Source organism: Ruegeria sp. CL3, from assembly GCF_056536505.1.
This window is the reverse complement of record NZ_JBQFPT010000003.1, coordinates 203,228-219,703: the sequence shown is the minus strand read 5'-3', so window position 1 is coordinate 219,703 and position 16,476 is coordinate 203,228. Positions and strand designations below refer to the sequence as shown.

The window sequence follows — 16,476 nt, the reverse complement described above, 5'->3', positions numbered from 1 at the left end:
TTGCAAGCTGAATGAAGGAACCCAGCATGAGCTTTGACTATGACCTCTTCGTAATCGGCGGAGGCTCGGGCGGGGTCCGCGCGGCGCGCGTAGCGGCGGGCGAAAACGGTGCCAAAGTGGCGCTGGCCGAGGAGGATCGGTACGGCGGCACTTGCGTTATCCGCGGCTGCGTTCCCAAGAAGCTGATGGTCTTCGCCAGCGAATACTCGGGGATGGTCGGTGACGCGCAAGCCTATGGCTGGGACATTCAGCCCGGAGCGTTCAACTGGAACACCTTCCACGGCAAGCTGGTGACGGAACTGGATCGGCTGGAAGGTATCTACCGCAATATCCTGAAAAACAACGGTGTCGAGAGCTTTGATCAGCGCGCCCATTTGGTTGATCCGCATACGGTTGAACTGGCCGATGGCACACGCAAGACCGCAAAGCATATCCTGATTGCGACGGGTGGCCGTCCGGTTGTGCCGAACTTCCCCGGCTCGGATCTGGCGATTACCTCGAATGAAATCTTCCACCTTGAGAAGCTGCCCGAAAGCATCCTGATCGTCGGCGGCGGTTACATCGCCAGTGAATTCGCCGGGATCATGAACGGGCTGGGCGTCAAAACCACTCAGTTCTACCGCGGTGCGCAGATCCTGCGTGGCTTTGACGAAGAAGCGCGTGGCCTGATCTGTGAAGAGATGCGTCAGAACGGTATCGACGTGCGTCTCGGCACCAATGTGCTTGAGATGACGAAAGAGGGCGACAAGATCCGGGTCAAAGCCACCGACGGGACCGAGGATCATTTCGACGTGGTCATGTATGCCACCGGGCGCACTCCGAATGCGGACAACCTGGGGCTTGAGGACGTGGGCGTCGAGCGTGGTCGCAAGGGCGAGATCATCGTGGATGAGTACAGCCAGACCGGCGTGCCCTCGATCTATGCGATTGGTGATGTGACCGATCGTGTGAACCTGACCCCGGTTGCGATCCGCGAAGGCATGGCCTTTGTTGAGACCGTTTTCAAAGGCAACCCGACCCCAGTGGATCATGAGCTGATCCCGACCGCGATTTTTACTCAGCCAGAATTCGGCACGGTGGGCCTCAGCGAGGAAGAGGCGGCCGCGCAGGAACCGATCGAGGTCTATGCGACTTCGTTCAAGCCGATGCAGAAATCCTTTGCCGGTGGTACTCAGAGGGTTCTGATGAAGCTGATCGTCTCTCAGGCGACGCGCAAGGTGTTGGGTTGCCACATCGTGGCGCCTGGCGCGGGTGAGATGATCCAGCTGGCGGGCATTGCCGTCAAAATGGGCGCGACCAAGGAAGATTTCGACCGCACGGTTGCAGTTCACCCGGTCATGGCCGAAGAACTGGTGACAATGCGGCAACCTGTACGCACGGCTTGATTTGCAACTGCGCGCAACCAAGTTACAAGGAACACCGTGATCACACGGTCAAACACAAGGGAATAGACACATATGGCGGGCAACAGCGGTGGCCCCTGGGGGGGCGGAGGCTCCTCTGGTGGTGGAGGAAATCGGGGTAATAACGGTGACGGGCGCAAGCCTCCCGAAGGGGAGAGCCCGCAGATCCCCGAAATCGATGAGCTGATGAAAAAAGGGCAAGAGCAGCTGCGTGTCCTCATGGGCGGTCGTGGCGGCGGCGGCCGTGGTAGCAACGGTTCAGGCGGCGGCGGTGGTCCGATCTTTACCAAGGGCACCGTGGCGATTGGCGCATTGGTTGCGATCGGCCTCTGGGCTGCGGCCAGCTTTTACACCGTCAAACCCGAAGAGCAGTCAGTTGAACTGTTCCTTGGCGAGTTCTCGGCTGTTGGAAATCCCGGACTGAACTTTGCACCTTGGCCCTTTGTGACCGCCGAGGTCATCCCTGTTACACGGGAACAGAATGAAGACATGGGCGGCGCTCGTGGCAGCGACGATGGTCTGATGCTGACCGGTGACGAAAACGTGGTCGATATCGACTATCAAGTCGTTTGGAATATCAACGACCCCGCCAAGTTCCTCTTCAACCTGCGCGACCCGCGTCAAACGATTCAGGCTGTGTCAGAGTCGGCAATGCGTGAGATTATCGCGCAAAGCGAACTTGCTCCGATCCTGAACAGAGACCGCGGCATTATCGCAGAACGTCTGCAAGAGCTGATTCAGGCGACAATGGACAGCTACGATTCGGGCGTGAATATCGTTCGTGTGAACTTCGACAAGGCTGACCCGCCGCAAGACGTGATTGCCGCGTTCCGTGACGTTCAGGCCGCTGCGCAGGAACGGGATCGTCTGCAGAACGTCGCGGATGCCTATGCTAACCGTGTTCTCGCGGAAGCGCGCGGTGAAGCCGCTCAGGTTCTGGAAGAAGCCGAAGCCTATCGCGCCCAACAGATCAACAGTGCACAGGGTGAGGCCAGCCGCTTCAGCGCGGTTCTGGAGGAATACTCCAAAGCGCCGGATGTGACCCGCAAGCGTCTGTATCTGGAGCGCATGGAGCAGGTTCTGGGTGACGTGGACAAGATTATCCTGGACGAAAACACCGGCGGCTCGGGGCAGGGCGTTGTGCCGTACCTGCCGTTGAACGAACTGCGTCGTACCCCTGCAGCGGAGAGCAACTGATGCGTAAAACGACATTTATCCTACCCGTCGTCTTCCTCGCGATTGTCGGTGTTCTGTCCTCGATCTTCATCGTGGATGAGCGTGAACGCGCTCTGGTTCTGCAGTTTGGTCGCGTTGTCGCGGTCAAAGAAGAGCCGGGATTGGCGTTTAAAATCCCTCTGATTCAAGAGGTTGTGCGCTATGATGACCGCATCCTGTCGATCGACGTACAGCCGCTAGAGGTGACACCGCTCGATGACCGTCGTCTGGTGGTTGATGCCTTTGCGCGTTACCGGATTTCGGATTTGGAGCAGTTCCGTCAGGCCGTTGGTGTTGGCGGTATTCCGGTGGCCGAGGACCGTCTGGACCGTATCCTTCGCGCCGAAACTCGGGAAGTTCTGGGTTCGGTCTCGTCGCGGGATATCCTCAGCTCTGATCGTGCGGCTCTGATGCTGCGGATCCGCAACAGCGCAATCGCCGAAGCGCGCGCGCTGGGCGTCAACGTCATCGACGTGCGTCTGAAAGCAACCGACCTGCCGCAGGCGAATCTCGAAGCAACCTTTGATCGGATGAAAGCCGAGCGGGAACGTGAAGCAACCGACGAGCGCGCCCGTGGTAACGAAGCCGCGCAGCGTGTCCGCGCGCAGGCCGACCGGACCGTGGTTGAACTGGTTTCGGACGCCAACCGCGAGGCCGAGATCATCCGCGGTGAGGCAGACGCCGAACGCAACGCGATCTTCGCCGACGCCTTTGGCAAAGACCCAGAGTTCTTTGAGTTCTACCGTTCGCTGTCAGCTTATGAGCGTGCTCTGCAGGGCGGGAACAGCTCGATGGTCCTCAGCCCGGATTCGGAGTTCTTCAACTACCTGAAATCGCCCACCGGGCAGGCGACCCAGTAATGGGTATGATCCTTCTGGCCTTCGGGCTGGTGCTGATTGTCGAGGGGCTGGCCTACGCGCTGGCCCCTTCGCTTATTGAACGTATGTTAGAGGCGCTGCGCACGCTGCCGGAACAGGCGCGGCGTTTGGCAGGGCTGCTCTGTGTCGTCAGCGGTCTTGTGCTGCTTTGGGGCGCCTATCAGCTGGGGTTTTGATGCCCTGACCTCACTTGCCGGTGATTTCCCCGCGATCCTCAGTTGCGAGCGTGATCAAACCGACTACATTGGGTGGAAAGATAGTCTGCCTTAGGGCGGTCTGTAAGAGATTGACGACAAGGAGTTCCCAAGTGCAGGCACAAGCGAGCAGTATTTCCGTCCGGCGGGACGATGGTGTTGGTTTCATGCGACTGATGTGGCTGGCCTTCGGAGCGATGCTTCTGATCGCAGCACAAACTGTTGCGGCGTATGCGCGTGGGGAAAGCCTTGCGCCGCTGGCGGAACAGATCAGCCCAGCGGTGGTCAATATCACCACATCGACCCTGATCGAAGGCCAGACCGGGCCGCAGGGGATCGTGCCCGAGGGCTCTCCGTTCGAAGATTTCTTCCGCGAGTTTCAGGATCGCAACGGCGACAATGGCGACCGCCCGCGCCGCAGCAACGCGTTGGGGTCGGGTTTCGTGATCTCGGAAGACGGCTTTATCGTCACCAATAACCACGTGATCGCCGAGGCCGATGAGATCCTGATTGAATTCTTCCCAGGCGATGGTCAGCCCGTGAAGGAATTGCCTGCCAAGGTCATCGGCACGGATGAAAAAACTGATATCGCGCTGTTGAAAGTCGAGGCGTCGGGGCCTCTGCAATATGTACAGTTCGGCGACAGCGACACGGCGCGTGTTGGCGACTGGGTGATTGCCATGGGAAACCCGCTTGGGCAGGGGTTCTCGGTTTCGGCGGGGATCGTCTCGGCCCGTAACCGCGCACTAAGCGGGTCCTATGACGACTACATCCAGACCGATGCGGCGATCAATCGGGGCAACTCGGGTGGTCCTCTGTTTAACATGGATGGTCAGGTCATCGGCGTGAACACTGCGATTCTGTCTCCCAACGGCGGCTCGATCGGTATTGGGTTTTCGATGGCCTCCAATGTCGTGACCAAGGTCGTCGACCAGCTGCGTGAGTTCGGCGAAACCCGTCGTGGTTGGCTGGGTGTACGGATTCAGGACGTGACTGAAGATATGGCTGAGGCGATGGGTCTGGATAAACCCGGTGGCGCATTGATCAGCGATGTACCGGAGGGTCCTGCGAAAGAGGCCGGTCTGAAAGCAGGGGATGTGATCCTCAGCTTTGACGGGGTCGAGGTTGAAGATACGCGCGGTCTGGTACGACAAGTCGGTGAGACGACCGTGGGCAAATCAGTTCGTGTGGTGGTACATCGCGACGGTGGCACTCAGACTATTCTGGTCACACTCGGGCGCCGTGAGGATGCGGAGCGTGCCGAAACGAGTGAAGAAGACACTCCGGACGCGCCAACCGACGAAAACGCCGACATTCTCGGCCTGACTATTTCTCCGCTGACAGATACGCTTCGTGAAGATCTGGGGCTGGATGCCGAGGCGGACGGTCTGGTCGTGACCGAGGTTGATGAAGCCTCGGAAGCCTTTGCCAAGGGTCTGCGCGCGGGTGACCTGATCACCGAAGCTGGACAGCAGAAGGTCGAATCCATCAGCGACCTTGAGGCGCGTATTGAAGAAGCTACTGAAGCCGGGCGCAAATCGCTGCTGCTGTTGGTACGCCGCGGCGGCGACCCGCGCTTTGTCGCGTTGAGCCTTGAAAACTAAGCTCATATAGCTACCGAAAAGGGCCGGGGGTTTCTCCGGCCTTTTTTCATGTTCTTTTAGGCCCGGCAGAAAGAAAATAAGCCATATGCCTTTTGGGCATATGGCTTAGGTACAGGGAGAGATCAGTGGACAGATATCGGGGATGATTACTGACCTCCTACGGTAACAGGTTTACCCTAGGGCACTGACCTCCGAGTCGTCTGTGAACAAGATCACAAAGGGTCAGATCAAGTCCGATTCAGCCAAAGCGCGCAAAGCTTCGATGTCGTGAATCAGCAATCCGCCCCGCGATGCTTCGACCACATTGTCGCGCTTCCAGATAGAAATGGTTTTCGAGACGGCCTCACGCGTTGCCCCGACGAATTCAGCCAATTCACTTTGCGACAGGGTAATGCGTTCCGTGGGATCGTCCTGCAGAGACGACAGGTGCAGCAGTTTGCGCGCCAGTCGAATCGGCATCGGCAGAAAGACCTGCTCGTTCAACTGCGAGCTCATCGACCGCATCCGCAATCCGGCCAGACGGACCATATCAACCGCAAGATCTGGGTGTTGGCGGATTTGCTCCATCACATCCCGGCGACGCACCCGCAGAACCCGAGAAGGTTCAGCAGCTGCAACAGTGGCAGTGCGAGGGCCGCTGTCGAACAGAGCGATCTCACCGAAAACCTCGCCCGGACGCATGAGCGTCAGCGCTAGCTTTCGGCCGCTCATCGCCAGGAAGGACACTTCGAGCGTCCCTTCGACGATGGCATAAAGCGCATCGCCTTCATCGTCCTGATCGAACAGGGTTTCGTTTTTATCCAAAGAGATTTCCGTCGCCAGCGCCGAGAGCATCTCGCGCAGACCTTCGGATGCATCGGACAGGAAGCCGCTATTTGGAAATACCGCCATTCGGGTACTAATCTCCGGAGTAGGATGGTGAGTGGTTACTCAATTATTCACAGCAAGGTCAACAAGCCAAGTGGTTTCCTTGGATGAGTGTCAAACTGATACCAAAGGGCTTTGGGTCCACTACTGGCGATCGGGGTCTTCCAGATAGCTTTGCAGGCGGTGGAACTGGTACATCAGGAAGGCCATTAGCGCGATGGGAAAGGCGAAGGTTTCGATCTTGACCCACAGATCGGTGGACATGGTGCGCCAGACGATCTCATTGGCGATGGCCAGAACGGCAAAGCAAGCACAGAGCCGCCGCGTCAGGATCATCCAGCCTTCGTGCTTCATCGGCAGCATCTCATCCAGAACATAGGCGAGGTAGGATTTGCCCTGCAGCAACCCAATCCCAAGAATGACCGAGAAGAACCCGTAGACCAGCGTGGTTTTCATCTTGAAGAACCGCTCATCATTGAACCAGGCGGTCAGGCCACCGAAGAAGATCACCATGAAGGCGGTGAAAATCTGCATCCGGCTGAGCTTGCCTGTCAGGAACCACAAGATGCCCATTGCCGCCAGCATCAGCGGAACAAAGAGGATAGTTGCGATGATGAAGCCTGAATACTCGATACCGCCGATCAGAAAACTGTCATCACGCAGTCGCAGGTAGATGAAGAAGAAGGCCAGCGGGGGGCCCAGCTCCAGCACCTGTTTCAGAAACGGGTTGATCTCTTTTTTGCCTGTCATCGTGGTGTCCTGCTGTTCATCCGCCCATTTCAACGATTACAGCGCCCAATGCAATCAGTGCCATCAGGGCGATGCGTCTTGGGCCAACGGTTTCTTTCAAAACCAGCCAGCCGATCAAGGCTGCAAATACAGTTGATGTTTCGCGCAGTACAGCCGCTTCTCCGACTTTGTCCAATCGGGTGGCCAGCATGATGGCTCCGAATGACAGCGGCGCGATCAAGCCGCCTGCGAGCCCGCGCAGCGTCAGCGGACCTGGGGAAGGGCGGTTGATCATGGCACGCCATCTGAGGAACGCGTAGATCGGCATCGCGAAGCCGTCGATCATGAAGAACCAGGCCAGAAAAGTGAACGGATCGGCGGTGGCGCGGATGCCATAGGCGTCATAAGTCGTGTAGAGCGCCACGAAAAGGCCGGTGGCAATCGCCAGGGTGAGCGCGATACCCAGAGTCTCACGATTGGTTTCCAGAAACCGGAAGTTATAGGCAGCCAGCCCGAAGATACCGGCCAGAAGGACGGCCACACCGAACCATTGCGTGCCTGTGAAGGTTTCTCCGAACAGAAGGTAGGCTCCGATCACAGTGAAAAGTGGGCCGGTACCGCGAACAACCGGGTAAACCACCGTGTAGGAGCCTTTGGTATAGGCCAAGGCCTGAAGGATCTTGTAGGTGATGTGGATCAGCCAGACGATGCCGAAAATGGGCCACATATAGGGTTCGGGCCATGGCACGACGAATAGGGCAAAGGGGATCGCCATCAGGCAATAGCAGGCGTCGATGGCCCCACGAGACAGCCACGGATCGTGGCGGCCCTTTTGCAGTGCTCCGAAGACCGCGTGCAGGAAGGCGGCCATCAACGCCAGGCCAAGGGCGAGATTGTGGCCCGCTTCGGTGCCTTCGAGTGAGATCAGCCAGTCGCTCAATTGTCAGAACTTGTCCAGTGTGACGAGGCTGGGGGCCGTCTGCCCCCAGACCCCCGAGGATATTTTCAGCCAGATGAAGAGGCGGATCAGTTTTGGTCGAGGCCGGTCAGGGCCGCTGCGAATTCTTCGGGGTCGAACGGGGCGAGGTCGTCTATTTGCTCTCCGACGCCGATGGCATGGATGGGCAGGCCGAACTTGTCGGCCAGCGCGACCAGCACGCCGCCTTTGGCTGTGCCGTCCAGTTTGGTCATCACAAGGCCCGACACGTCGGCGAGTTTGCGGAAGGTTTCCACCTGGCTGAGGGCGTTCTGGCCCGTGGTCGCATCCAGCACAAGCAGAGTGTTGTGTGGCGCGGTTTCGTCGACCTTGCGGATCACGCGGACGATCTTGGCTAGTTCCTCCATCAGGTCGGCGCGGTTTTGCAGGCGGCCTGCAGTGTCGATCATCAGAAGGTCGGCACCGTCCTGTTGCGCTTTAGTCAGGGCGTCAAAGGCAAGGCTGGCAGGGTCCGAGCCTTCGGGCGCGGTCAGTACCGGGACGCCAGCGCGGTCACCCCAGACCTGGAGTTGCTCCACGGCGGCGGCGCGGAAGGTGTCTCCGGCGGCGATCACGACCTTCTTGCCCGCGGATTTGAACTGGCTGGCCAGTTTGCCGATGGTCGTGGTCTTGCCCGACCCGTTGACGCCAACCACCAGAACCACTTGCGGGCGTTTGGGGTAGATTGGCAGGGGGCGGGCGACCGGTTCCATCACGCGGGCCACTTCCTGCGCCAGCAGTTGCTTGATTTCGCGGGACGAGAGTTTGCGGCCAAAACGCCCCTCGGCCATGTTCGAGGTAACGCGTAGGGCGGTGTCGACGCCCATATCCGAGGCGATAAGCAGCTCCTCGAGCTGTTCAAGCATATCGTCATCCAGGGTCCGGCGGATTTCGGCCTTGGTTTCCGTACGGCTGAACAGGCGACCCAGCAAACCGCCGGATGCGGGCTGATCTTCTTGCCCAGTCTCGGGTTGCTGAGCAGCTTCCTGCGGCTGCGGCTGCGGCTGCGGCTGCGGGGCGGGTTCAGGCGTCTGCGCCACCGGCTCTGGTGCGGTGGTTTCTTCGCCTCCGTCTTCGACAATGGCGTCCAGCCCTTCCTCAAGACGAGATGAGGATTTGAACAGCTTGTCCTTCAGCTTTGAAAAAAACGCCATTTTCGGTCTCCGCAGGTGTTCCCCTCCACCTAATGTGGATTTGCCGGAGTTGCAAAGGGTCAGGTGAAAGCGATCAGTAGTCCAGCCTGCGCAGCCCAATAAAGAGGCCAGACCAGATAGGGCGTCAGCTTCAGCGCCGGGTGGTCTTGAGGCAGTAGAAACTTCTCGGTTGCAAGCACGAGGTCTGAGGCGATGAATGCCAGTGCCGCAGGTAAGGCCCAACGCAGCATTCCGGTATCGGGCAAAGACAGAACTGCGACGCCCATGCCAAGGATGATCGGGATGTAGATCAGAACCGGGAGTTTCAGCTCTCCAGCGCGCGGGGCGAGCAAAGTGGCGGCAACGATCCCCAGAATGAGGAGTGACCAGAAATATCCCGGCCGTTCCAGAATGAGGTCAAAGTTGCTGCTGGGGTGCGTTAGGAACAGCGCGATGTAAGCGATATGCCCCGCGGCAAACGCGCCGATCCCTGCCATGAAGGTGGTGTCTGACTCTCGCGACAGCAGAGCATCCCCAACCGCGCAGAGGCCCAATGCGACAACCAGCAAGGTCGCGCCTCCGCTGAGGAGGGCGACGAGGGCCAGCACAGCAACCGACGCGGTTTTCAGAACGGTGCGGAGCAAACTTGCCGGGCCCGGGGACAGCGGTAAATAGGCCAAGGCGCACGCGGCGGCGAGCCAGAATAGCAGGTGTGTCACATCGGTCCCCTCTGTCGTATTCGGGACCACTGTTCTTTGCGGTGGCACGCGGCACAATAATGACGTTGGGGCAGGCGAATACCGGCGTGGTGATTGGCCATGCCCGCCCGCATCTGACACTATGGCCTCATGTTGAGGCATCTTGTGATTCTATTGGCGCTGTCGGCGCAGACGGCGGGCGCGCAAACGGCGTTGTCCGGGGCCGAGTTCGATGAGTACACGCAGGGCAAAACCTTGTTTTATGGTTTTGAAGGGCAGGTTTACGGTGTTGAACGATACTTGCCGAACCGCCGCGTGATCTGGTCGTTTCTGGATGGCCAGTGCAAAGAGGGCGTCTGGTATCAGCGCGAGGATCAGATCTGTTTCGTCTACGAGGACCGGCTGGACCCGCAATGCTGGGTATTCACTCGCTCGGGCGGTGGGCTGATCGCGCAGTTCGAGGGTGACCCACAGGCCACTGAACTCTACGAGGCGGAAGACCTCGGGGAAGAGATGGTGTGCCTGGGGCCTGAAGTCGGGGTTTAACCGCTAGAACAGCGATCCCTGATCCGGCGCGTCGGGTTTGGTTTTTTTCGCAGTAGGGCGGCCAGCGGAGCCGGTCGTCAGGCGACCGTCCGAGAATTCGATCTCAAGCACCGCATGTTTGCCAGCCTGCGCCTTGGTGGTCACGACATCGCCCTCGGCGCGGACAACCGCATAGCCCCGCGCCAGCGTTGCCTTGTAGCTGAGCGTTTCGCGTAGGCGGTCGGTCGCGCTCAGTTGCTGGCGCAGGCGCTCCAGTCGGGCGGATTGGGTCGCGTCCAGCTTCTCAGCCAGTCGGGCCGTGGCCTGGCGCTGTTGTTCAATCTCGCGCTGGATCGGGCGGAGGGAGAGGCGCGAAGACAGGTTACGTAGATGTTCCTGGCGGGAGGAGACTACGCTGCGTAGCGTTGAAGGGCGCAGATGCGCCGACATCTCGACCAGTTGCAGGCGGCGGTTTTGCACCCCGCGATTCAGTGCGGGTGTCAAGCGTTCTGCAATCAGATCAAGGCGTTGTCGTGGAGAGTTCAACAAGCTGTCCGGACGTGGAAGCGCACGCGACACGTCACGCAGGCGTTGCGCGCGGCGCTGAACCGCATCGCTCGCAGCCCGCGAAAGGCGCGCGCCTTGTTCGTTGGTCCAGGCCATCAACTCCATCCGCACGGGGACGGCCAATTCGGCAGCGGCCGTTGGCGTAGGCGCGCGGCGGTCGGAGACAAAGTCGATCAGCGTCGTGTCCGTCTCGTGCCCCACGGCTGAGATCAGCGGGATCTCTGATGCTGCCGCCGCGCGGGCTACGTTTTCTTCATTAAACCCCCACAAATCTTCGATCGAGCCGCCTCCGCGTGCAACGATGATCAGATCGGGGCGCGGCAATGCTCCACCTGGTGTCAACGCGTTGAAACCTTCGATGGCGCGGGTCACTTCGGGTGCGCAATTTGCACCCTGAACAGCGACGGGCCAGATCAGAACCTTGCGGGGAAACCGGTCGCGCAGCCGATGCAGGATATCGCGGATCACTGCTCCGGACGGAGAGGTCACGACACCGATGATCTGGGGCAGATAGGGCAGCGGTTTCTTATGCTCGGACGCAAACAGCCCTTCTGCCTCCAACTGCTTCTTACGCTTTTCCAGCAGCGCCATCAGCGCGCCTTGGCCAGCGACTGCGACCTCATCAACATTCATGTTGTATTTGGATTGCGCGCCGAATGCTGTGAGGCGACCGGTGACGACGACCTCCAACCCTTCTTCGGGAACAACGGACAGGCCGGAAATCTGACCCTTCCAGGTGGTGCAGGCCAGAACGTTCCGATCATCCTTGATGTCGTAATACAAATGACCCGAGCGCGCCTTGAACACGCGACCGACCTCGCCGCGTACACGGATTCGCCCGAACGAGCCCTCTAGCGTGCGCTTCACCTCGCCAGAAATCTCGGAAACTGAGTATTCGGGAGTGTTTTGGCCGGGAATTGGGTCGTCAAGCAGGTCGGACATTTCAGCGCCTTGTGTCAAATGCCGTGCCAGCTTAGAACGCCGCGCAGGCGAGGCCAAGCAGATCGGAGACGACCTTATGAACATTCTTATTCTCGGCAGCGGTGGGCGTGAACACAGCCTCGCTTGGGCGGTGATGCAGAACCCCAAATGCGACCGTCTGATTGTTGCGCCGGGCAATGCCGGGATCGCCCAGATCGCCGAATGCGCGTCGCTGGATATCGAGAATGGCGGTGCGGTGGTCAATTTCGCCGAAGCCAACGCGATTGATTTCGTGATCGTCGGCCCCGAGGCCCCTCTGGCCGCTGGCGTGGCCGACCGCTTGCGTGAAGCCGGAGTGCTGGTGTTTGGCCCCTCTGCCGAAGCGGCACGGTTGGAAGCCTCGAAGAGCTTCACCAAAGAGGTTTGCGATGCATCTGGCGCGCCTACCGCCGCCTATGCACGGTTCACCGAAGCCGCGCCCGCCAAGGCTTACATTAAAGAGCAGGGCGCTCCGATCGTGGTCAAGGCTGATGGTCTGGCGGCTGGCAAGGGCGTGATTGTGGCGATGGACGAGCAGACCGCTCTGGACGCAATTGACGACATGTTTGGCGGAGCTTTTGGTGGGGCGGGTGCCGAGGTTGTCATCGAAGAGTTTATGGATGGCGAAGAGGCCTCGTTGTTTGTGCTGTGCGATGGAGAGAATATCCTGTCCATCGGCACCGCGCAGGATCACAAGCGTGTGGGAGAGGGGGATACGGGTCTGAACACGGGCGGCATGGGGGCTTACTCCCCGGCTCCGGTTCTGAGCGCCGAGATTGAGGCGCGCGCGATGGATGAAATCATCCGCCCAACCATGGCCGAGATGAAGCGCCGTGGCGCGCCGTTCCAGGGGGTTCTCTATGCCGGTTTGATGATCAAGGATGGGCAGCCGCGTTTGGTGGAATACAACGTCCGGTTTGGTGATCCCGAATGTCAGGTTTTGATGATGCGTCTTGGGGCACAGGCGATGGACCTTATGCATGCCGCGGCCGAAGGGCGATTGAACGAGACGCGGGTGAACTGGGCCGATGATCATGCGATGACCATCGTTATGGCAGCCAACGGGTATCCGGGTTCTTATAAGAAAGGTTCTGTTATCAAAGGTTTGGACAACCTTCCTGAAGACAGCAGCAACATGGTGTTCCACGCGGGGACAAAGGCTGTTGAGGGGCAGATACAAGCGGTTGGCGGACGTGTTCTGAACGTCACCGCCCGCGGCGCAACGTTGCAAGAAGCGCGAGATCGGGCCTATGCCATGGTTGACGGGGTGGATTGGCCCGAGGGCTTTTATCGCCGCGATATTGGGTGGCGGGCGCTTTGACTTTGATGTGGGTCAGGGGGCTTTGCCCCCTCGGCCTGCGGCCTCTCCTCCGGGATACTTTTAGCCAGATGAAGAGCGGATCAGCACGCTAAGGCTTGGTTCAGGCTTTGGCGGCCTGTGAAGGGGCCGAGGTCTGACGTGGTCCATCCACTGTTGTAGGTGACGCTGATGATGCGCGTCCAGTCGGCGCTGGCCGTGATCAGTTCTGGCGTCTCGCCGCAGTCACGCAGGCCGCCAGAGATATAGTCTTCGCCGATGCGATGGTTGGTCAAGCTGGGCAAAGAGGCGATCTCGGCCAACGCGCCATCTTTGTAGCGCCAGATGCGAAGGGTTTTGGCGAGGTGAGGGCGGTCGATATAAGCGATCTCGGTATAGCCATCACCATCCAGATCGGCGGCTCCGATCGGGGCGAGCCAGCGGAAGCGGGTTCCTATATGCGGGGTGGCAGCGATTTTTGTGCCGCTTGCGTCGTAGATTGCAAGTTGTGCGCCAAGTTGAGCGTGGGACTCGACCACGACTACTTCGGGCTTTCCGTCCGAGTCCATGTCCACCAGTCGCGGAGAAAGGTCTTCGAAAACCCGACCTTGGGGCAGGCGTATCGTCCGCAACGTTTGCACGTTGTCTGAACCGCGCGTTTCGACCCGGAGTTCCAATGCGCCGTATTCCACGTCATCACCCAACACGCCATGGGCGTAGCGTGTCGTAGGTTCGGTATATCGGGCTTCGATGATATCCTCCGATGCCGCGGCAGAGCCCGCGCCCGCCAACCACAGGCACAACATCAATGTCGCGCCGCGTTTCCGATGGTGCCAAGGGCAGACGGGGGGACGCGGCGCTTTGGAATGCATCAGATCTGTTTTTCCGGCATTTGCACGACCAGACCGTCCAATGCGTCCGTGACCTTGATTTGGCAGGTCAGGCGCGAGCGGGCGGGATCGGGCTCATAGGCAAAGTCCAGCATGTCTTCTTCCATGTCGTCCTTGGCGGGGATTTTCTCAACCCAGTCGGGGTGGATGTAGACGTGGCAGGTCGAGCAGGCGCAAGCGCCGCCGCAATCGGCCTCGATGCCGGGAATGTTGTTGTCTCGGGCCCCTTCCATAACGGTCAGCCCATTGGCGACGTCGACTGTATGTTCAGTACCGCTATGCTCGACATAGGTGATCTTTGCCATGGCTTGCGTCTTCCTTTTGCGATGTTCGAATTCTTCCTTAATCAAGGCATTTAGGTCTTTCTAGCCTCATTTGCGACTCTGTGCGCCGCGTCTGGACTTTCTGCGCAATTGTTCTATTTTTGTTCTCATGCTTGTTGCCGCGACTTGTCCTGATGTTTCAAACCGAACCTGGCCCCGCCCACCTGCCTGTTTGCCCGCCAACCGGCTGGATCAGCCACCCGAAGGCGCGCGGGTGGCGGTGGCGGGTCTGGTGATCCTGCGGCAGCGGCCCGGAACCGCCAAAGGGGTGATCTTTCTGACGCTTGAGGATGAGACGGGGATCGTGAACATCGTGGTCTGGCGCAAGATCTACGAACAATTCCGCCGCGCGGTGATCTCGGGACGGTTGCTGAGGGTCACGGGCCGAATGCAGAAGGCCGACGCCGTGATCCATGTAATTGCGGAAGAGATCGAGGATATCTCGGGAATGCTGGATGTGCTGGTGCGGGGAGAGGGGGCGTTGGCCTGAAAATTCCAATTCTTATATGCTTGCCATTCGACCGCCACTAGTCGCGCTCAAAGAAAGCGTAAGGTCTTAGTTTCGCCCAATTCCCTGACTACGCGGCAGCTATGAGTTCATTTATTTTCCACACGCATCGTTTGTTGTTGAGATTTGCCGTAGTGACCACTCTGATTGTGATCGCCCTGTCCATTTCGTTTTTCATACAGCAGCTTGATAGAAACATCAGAACTGATTTGGACGTTCAGGCCTATTTTCCCGTTGCGGGTCTGACATTCATTCTGGCATTTTTAGCCGTGCCGAGACTGATGGAGCACGTGGTTGCGCCCGGTACAGTTGGATATGTTCTGTTTCACGCCGTGATATGCCTGTGCGGCGCCGCTCTGGTCATATTGAGTGGATTTATCGTCCTTGATGCCCCGTTGATCTCTTGGGTCGCGCCCAACGACATCGCGCCGTTTTTCATTTTGGGGTGTGCCGCTTCGTACTGTTGCCTTGCTGTATTGGGGGCCTTTCGTGCAATTTGGCCAGGGGGTGATGAAGATCCTTGGGGTCAGTTCAGAACGCTGCGAAAAGTGCACTATTCCGCCCGGTTGATTGCGTGTGTATTTGCCTTTGTCATCGCTGGCACAATTCTGGGGTCGGTTATATTCCTGAATAGTCCGACGACGACCACCACGGTCGGAGTTTGTATCGTAATGTGGATATTCGCGACTCTGCTTGGCACGTCGAAACTCAGCGTGAGGAATTTCGAAAAGCCGATCAGTCTTTGGAACATCGCATTGCAGTTCTGCGTCGCAATGTCCGCGCTTTTCGCCACCAAGCTAACAACTCGGGCCTTTTTGTTTCATACTCGTCTGTTCGAGGACTTGTCACAGCGGGATGCAGTTTATCCGTGGGTTGAAAACGTGTTGATGACGCCGTTCATTGTGTTTGGGCTGACAAGTATCGCTCTTATCGTGGCGCGTCAGAAACCGGTTGTTCGCAACATGGCCGACGTTTTCGCGTAGGCTTCGAATGTTGGCGAACTGGCCTCAGCTATCGCTTGAACAGAACACTCTGCGCTTGCTTGCTGCTGTGATCCCCACGCAGCTCTGCATACAAGGCGCGTCCGGCTTGCACGCCCGGGCGGGCGCTCACAGCCTCTAGCCAGCGGGTGAAGTGAGGCTTGTCGTCCAGAACCTGCTGCTGACCCTCCCAAAGGCTCGCCCAACCCCAGATAGATATATCGGCGATCGAGTAAAAATCACCCGCAACATACTCGTTTTCGGCCAGACGCCGATCCAGCACGCCGTAGAGCCGGGCGACTTCGGTCCGGTAGCGGTCTTTGGCGTAGGGCAGGTCCTGCGGAGGCTCTAGGTTGGGAGCATATTTCAGGAAGTGATGCGCCTGACCCGCCATCGGGCCAACGCCGCCCATCTGCCACATCAGCCACTCTTCTACCGCAACCCTGTCCCGTTCGGTCGCGCCGTAAAACCGACCGGACTTGCGTGCCAGATACATCAGGATCGCGCCGCTTTCGAAAACCGTGATCGGCGTACCATCGGGGCCGTCCGGATCGACGATAGCGGGCATGCGGTTATTGGGCGAGATCTTAAGGAACTCCGGTTCGAACTGGTCACCCTTGCCGATATTGATCAGATGCGTGGTGTAGGGCAGCTCCATCTCTTCCAGGGCGATGGAGGCTTTCCAACCGTTTGGGGTTGGCCAGAAATACAGGTCGATCATGATGTCTC

General features: G+C 58.9%; 18 protein-coding genes. 9 read left to right on the top strand and 9 right to left on the bottom strand.

Annotated features, from left to right (window positions below; translation table 11 throughout):
* Positions 1-26: 26 nt before the first annotated feature.
* The 5 genes from gor to ACR0NO_RS05445 all read left to right on the top strand — a co-directional run bounded on the left by gor (position 27) and on the right by ACR0NO_RS05445 (position 5,294).
* Positions 27-1,385, top strand: coding sequence for a glutathione-disulfide reductase (gene gor / locus ACR0NO_RS05465; RefSeq protein ID WP_480723377.1), 1,359 nt, complete (start codon positions 27-29; stop codon positions 1,383-1,385).
* 72 nt (positions 1,386-1,457) lie between these two features.
* Positions 1,458-2,600: an FtsH protease activity modulator HflK gene (hflK, locus tag ACR0NO_RS05460; RefSeq protein WP_480723237.1), complete on the top strand. Its 1,143-nt coding sequence runs from the start codon at positions 1,458-1,460 to the stop codon at positions 2,598-2,600.
* Positions 2,600-3,478 carry a protease modulator HflC gene (gene hflC / locus ACR0NO_RS05455; RefSeq protein ID WP_170376326.1) on the top strand — a complete coding sequence of 293 codons (879 nt, stop codon included), beginning with the start codon at positions 2,600-2,602 and terminating at the stop codon, positions 3,476-3,478. The genes hflK and hflC overlap by 1 nt, the downstream gene beginning before the upstream one ends.
* Positions 3,478-3,672 (top strand): DUF2065 domain-containing protein, encoded by a 195-nt coding sequence (locus tag ACR0NO_RS05450; RefSeq protein ID WP_170381551.1) that lies wholly within the window; start codon positions 3,478-3,480, stop codon positions 3,670-3,672. The genes hflC and ACR0NO_RS05450 overlap by 1 nt, the downstream gene beginning before the upstream one ends.
* 185 nt (positions 3,673-3,857) lie before the next feature.
* Positions 3,858-5,294 carry a Do family serine endopeptidase gene (locus ACR0NO_RS05445; protein ID WP_480723376.1) on the top strand — a complete coding sequence of 479 codons (1,437 nt, stop codon included), beginning with the start codon at positions 3,858-3,860 and terminating at the stop codon, positions 5,292-5,294.
* Positions 5,295-5,516: 222 nt separating this feature from the next.
* Here the strand turns inward: ACR0NO_RS05445 and ACR0NO_RS05440 are convergent, their stop codons facing one another.
* From ACR0NO_RS05440 to ACR0NO_RS05420, 5 genes are all read right to left on the bottom strand, one after another.
* Positions 5,517-6,185: a Crp/Fnr family transcriptional regulator gene (locus tag ACR0NO_RS05440; protein ID WP_170376330.1), complete on the bottom strand. Its 669-nt coding sequence runs from the start codon at positions 6,183-6,185 to the stop codon at positions 5,517-5,519.
* Between the two features lie 120 nt (positions 6,186-6,305).
* Positions 6,306-6,911 carry an inner membrane-spanning protein YciB gene (locus ACR0NO_RS05435; RefSeq protein WP_170376332.1) on the bottom strand — a complete coding sequence of 202 codons (606 nt, stop codon included), beginning with the start codon at positions 6,909-6,911 and terminating at the stop codon, positions 6,306-6,308.
* A gap of 16 nt (positions 6,912-6,927) precedes the next feature.
* Positions 6,928-7,830 carry an EamA family transporter gene (locus ACR0NO_RS05430; RefSeq protein ID WP_480723236.1) on the bottom strand — a complete coding sequence of 301 codons (903 nt, stop codon included), beginning with the start codon at positions 7,828-7,830 and terminating at the stop codon, positions 6,928-6,930.
* 86 nt (positions 7,831-7,916) lie between these two features.
* Entirely contained in the window at positions 7,917-9,020 is a 1,104-nt protein-coding gene (gene ftsY / locus ACR0NO_RS05425) for a signal recognition particle-docking protein FtsY (RefSeq protein WP_480723235.1), read from the bottom strand.
* A gap of 59 nt (positions 9,021-9,079) precedes the next feature.
* On the bottom strand, positions 9,080-9,718 hold the full coding sequence (locus ACR0NO_RS05420) for a lysoplasmalogenase (protein ID WP_170642250.1): 639 nt from the start codon (positions 9,716-9,718) through the stop codon (positions 9,080-9,082).
* Positions 9,719-9,847: 129 nt separating this feature from the next.
* On the opposite strand from ACR0NO_RS05420, the gene ACR0NO_RS05415 reads away from it, so the two are divergent.
* Positions 9,848-10,243 (top strand): hypothetical protein, encoded by a 396-nt coding sequence (locus ACR0NO_RS05415; protein ID WP_480554587.1) that lies wholly within the window; start codon positions 9,848-9,850, stop codon positions 10,241-10,243.
* Positions 10,244-10,246: 3 nt separating this feature from the next.
* Here the strand turns inward: ACR0NO_RS05415 and xseA are convergent, their stop codons facing one another.
* Positions 10,247-11,731 carry an exodeoxyribonuclease VII large subunit gene (gene xseA, locus ACR0NO_RS05410; RefSeq protein WP_480723234.1) on the bottom strand — a complete coding sequence of 495 codons (1,485 nt, stop codon included), beginning with the start codon at positions 11,729-11,731 and terminating at the stop codon, positions 10,247-10,249.
* Between the two features lie 76 nt (positions 11,732-11,807).
* On the opposite strand from xseA, the gene purD reads away from it, so the two are divergent.
* Entirely contained in the window at positions 11,808-13,070 is a 1,263-nt protein-coding gene (gene purD, locus ACR0NO_RS05405) for a phosphoribosylamine--glycine ligase (protein WP_480723233.1), read from the top strand.
* Between the two features lie 80 nt (positions 13,071-13,150).
* On the opposite strand, the gene ACR0NO_RS05400 is transcribed toward purD, so the two are convergent.
* Both ACR0NO_RS05400 and ACR0NO_RS05395 read right to left on the bottom strand, forming a co-directional pair.
* Positions 13,151-13,852 (bottom strand): FG-GAP repeat domain-containing protein, encoded by a 702-nt coding sequence (locus ACR0NO_RS05400; protein ID WP_480723232.1) that lies wholly within the window; start codon positions 13,850-13,852, stop codon positions 13,151-13,153.
* Positions 13,853-13,917: 65 nt separating this feature from the next.
* Positions 13,918-14,241 carry a 2Fe-2S iron-sulfur cluster-binding protein gene (locus ACR0NO_RS05395; protein WP_170376365.1) on the bottom strand — a complete coding sequence of 108 codons (324 nt, stop codon included), beginning with the start codon at positions 14,239-14,241 and terminating at the stop codon, positions 13,918-13,920.
* A gap of 127 nt (positions 14,242-14,368) precedes the next feature.
* On the opposite strand from ACR0NO_RS05395, the gene ACR0NO_RS05390 reads away from it, so the two are divergent.
* The gene (locus ACR0NO_RS05390) at positions 14,369-14,749 is read left to right on the top strand and encodes an OB-fold nucleic acid binding domain-containing protein (RefSeq protein ID WP_170376367.1); all 381 of its coding nucleotides are present in this window, start codon (positions 14,369-14,371) and stop codon (positions 14,747-14,749) included.
* Positions 14,750-14,901: 152 nt separating this feature from the next.
* Positions 14,902-15,750: a hypothetical protein gene (locus ACR0NO_RS05385; RefSeq protein ID WP_480723231.1), complete on the top strand. Its 849-nt coding sequence runs from the start codon at positions 14,902-14,904 to the stop codon at positions 15,748-15,750.
* A 28-nt stretch (positions 15,751-15,778) separates the two neighbouring features.
* Here ACR0NO_RS05385 and ACR0NO_RS05380 read toward each other — a convergent pair whose 3' ends face one another.
* Positions 15,779-16,468, bottom strand: a complete 690-nt coding sequence (locus ACR0NO_RS05380; protein WP_480723230.1) for a glutathione S-transferase N-terminal domain-containing protein — start codon at positions 16,466-16,468, stop codon at positions 15,779-15,781.
* Positions 16,469-16,476: the final 8 nt, after the last annotated feature.

Coding starts and splice junctions, on each gene's coding strand:
- gor (WP_480723377.1), top strand. CDS start 27: ATGAGCTTTGACTATGACCTCTTCGTAATCGGCGGAGGCTCGGGCGGG.
- hflK (WP_480723237.1), top strand. CDS start 1,458: ATGGCGGGCAACAGCGGTGGCCCCTGGGGGGGCGGAGGCTCCTCTGGT.
- hflC (WP_170376326.1), top strand. CDS start 2,600: ATGCGTAAAACGACATTTATCCTACCCGTCGTCTTCCTCGCGATTGTC.
- ACR0NO_RS05450 (WP_170381551.1), top strand. CDS start 3,478: ATGGGTATGATCCTTCTGGCCTTCGGGCTGGTGCTGATTGTCGAGGGG.
- ACR0NO_RS05445 (WP_480723376.1), top strand. CDS start 3,858: ATGCGACTGATGTGGCTGGCCTTCGGAGCGATGCTTCTGATCGCAGCA.
- ACR0NO_RS05440 (WP_170376330.1), bottom strand. CDS start 6,185: ATGGCGGTATTTCCAAATAGCGGCTTCCTGTCCGATGCATCCGAAGGT.
- ACR0NO_RS05435 (WP_170376332.1), bottom strand. CDS start 6,911: ATGACAGGCAAAAAAGAGATCAACCCGTTTCTGAAACAGGTGCTGGAG.
- ftsY (WP_480723235.1), bottom strand. CDS start 9,020: ATGGCGTTTTTTTCAAAGCTGAAGGACAAGCTGTTCAAATCCTCATCT.
- ACR0NO_RS05415 (WP_480554587.1), top strand. CDS start 9,848: ATGTTGAGGCATCTTGTGATTCTATTGGCGCTGTCGGCGCAGACGGCG.
- xseA (WP_480723234.1), bottom strand. CDS start 11,731: ATGTCCGACCTGCTTGACGACCCAATTCCCGGCCAAAACACTCCCGAA.
- purD (WP_480723233.1), top strand. CDS start 11,808: ATGAACATTCTTATTCTCGGCAGCGGTGGGCGTGAACACAGCCTCGCT.
- ACR0NO_RS05400 (WP_480723232.1), bottom strand. CDS start 13,852: ATGTTGTGCCTGTGGTTGGCGGGCGCGGGCTCTGCCGCGGCATCGGAG.
- ACR0NO_RS05395 (WP_170376365.1), bottom strand. CDS start 14,241: ATGGCAAAGATCACCTATGTCGAGCATAGCGGTACTGAACATACAGTC.
- ACR0NO_RS05390 (WP_170376367.1), top strand. CDS start 14,369: ATGCTTGTTGCCGCGACTTGTCCTGATGTTTCAAACCGAACCTGGCCC.
- ACR0NO_RS05380 (WP_480723230.1), bottom strand. CDS start 16,468: ATGATCGACCTGTATTTCTGGCCAACCCCAAACGGTTGGAAAGCCTCC.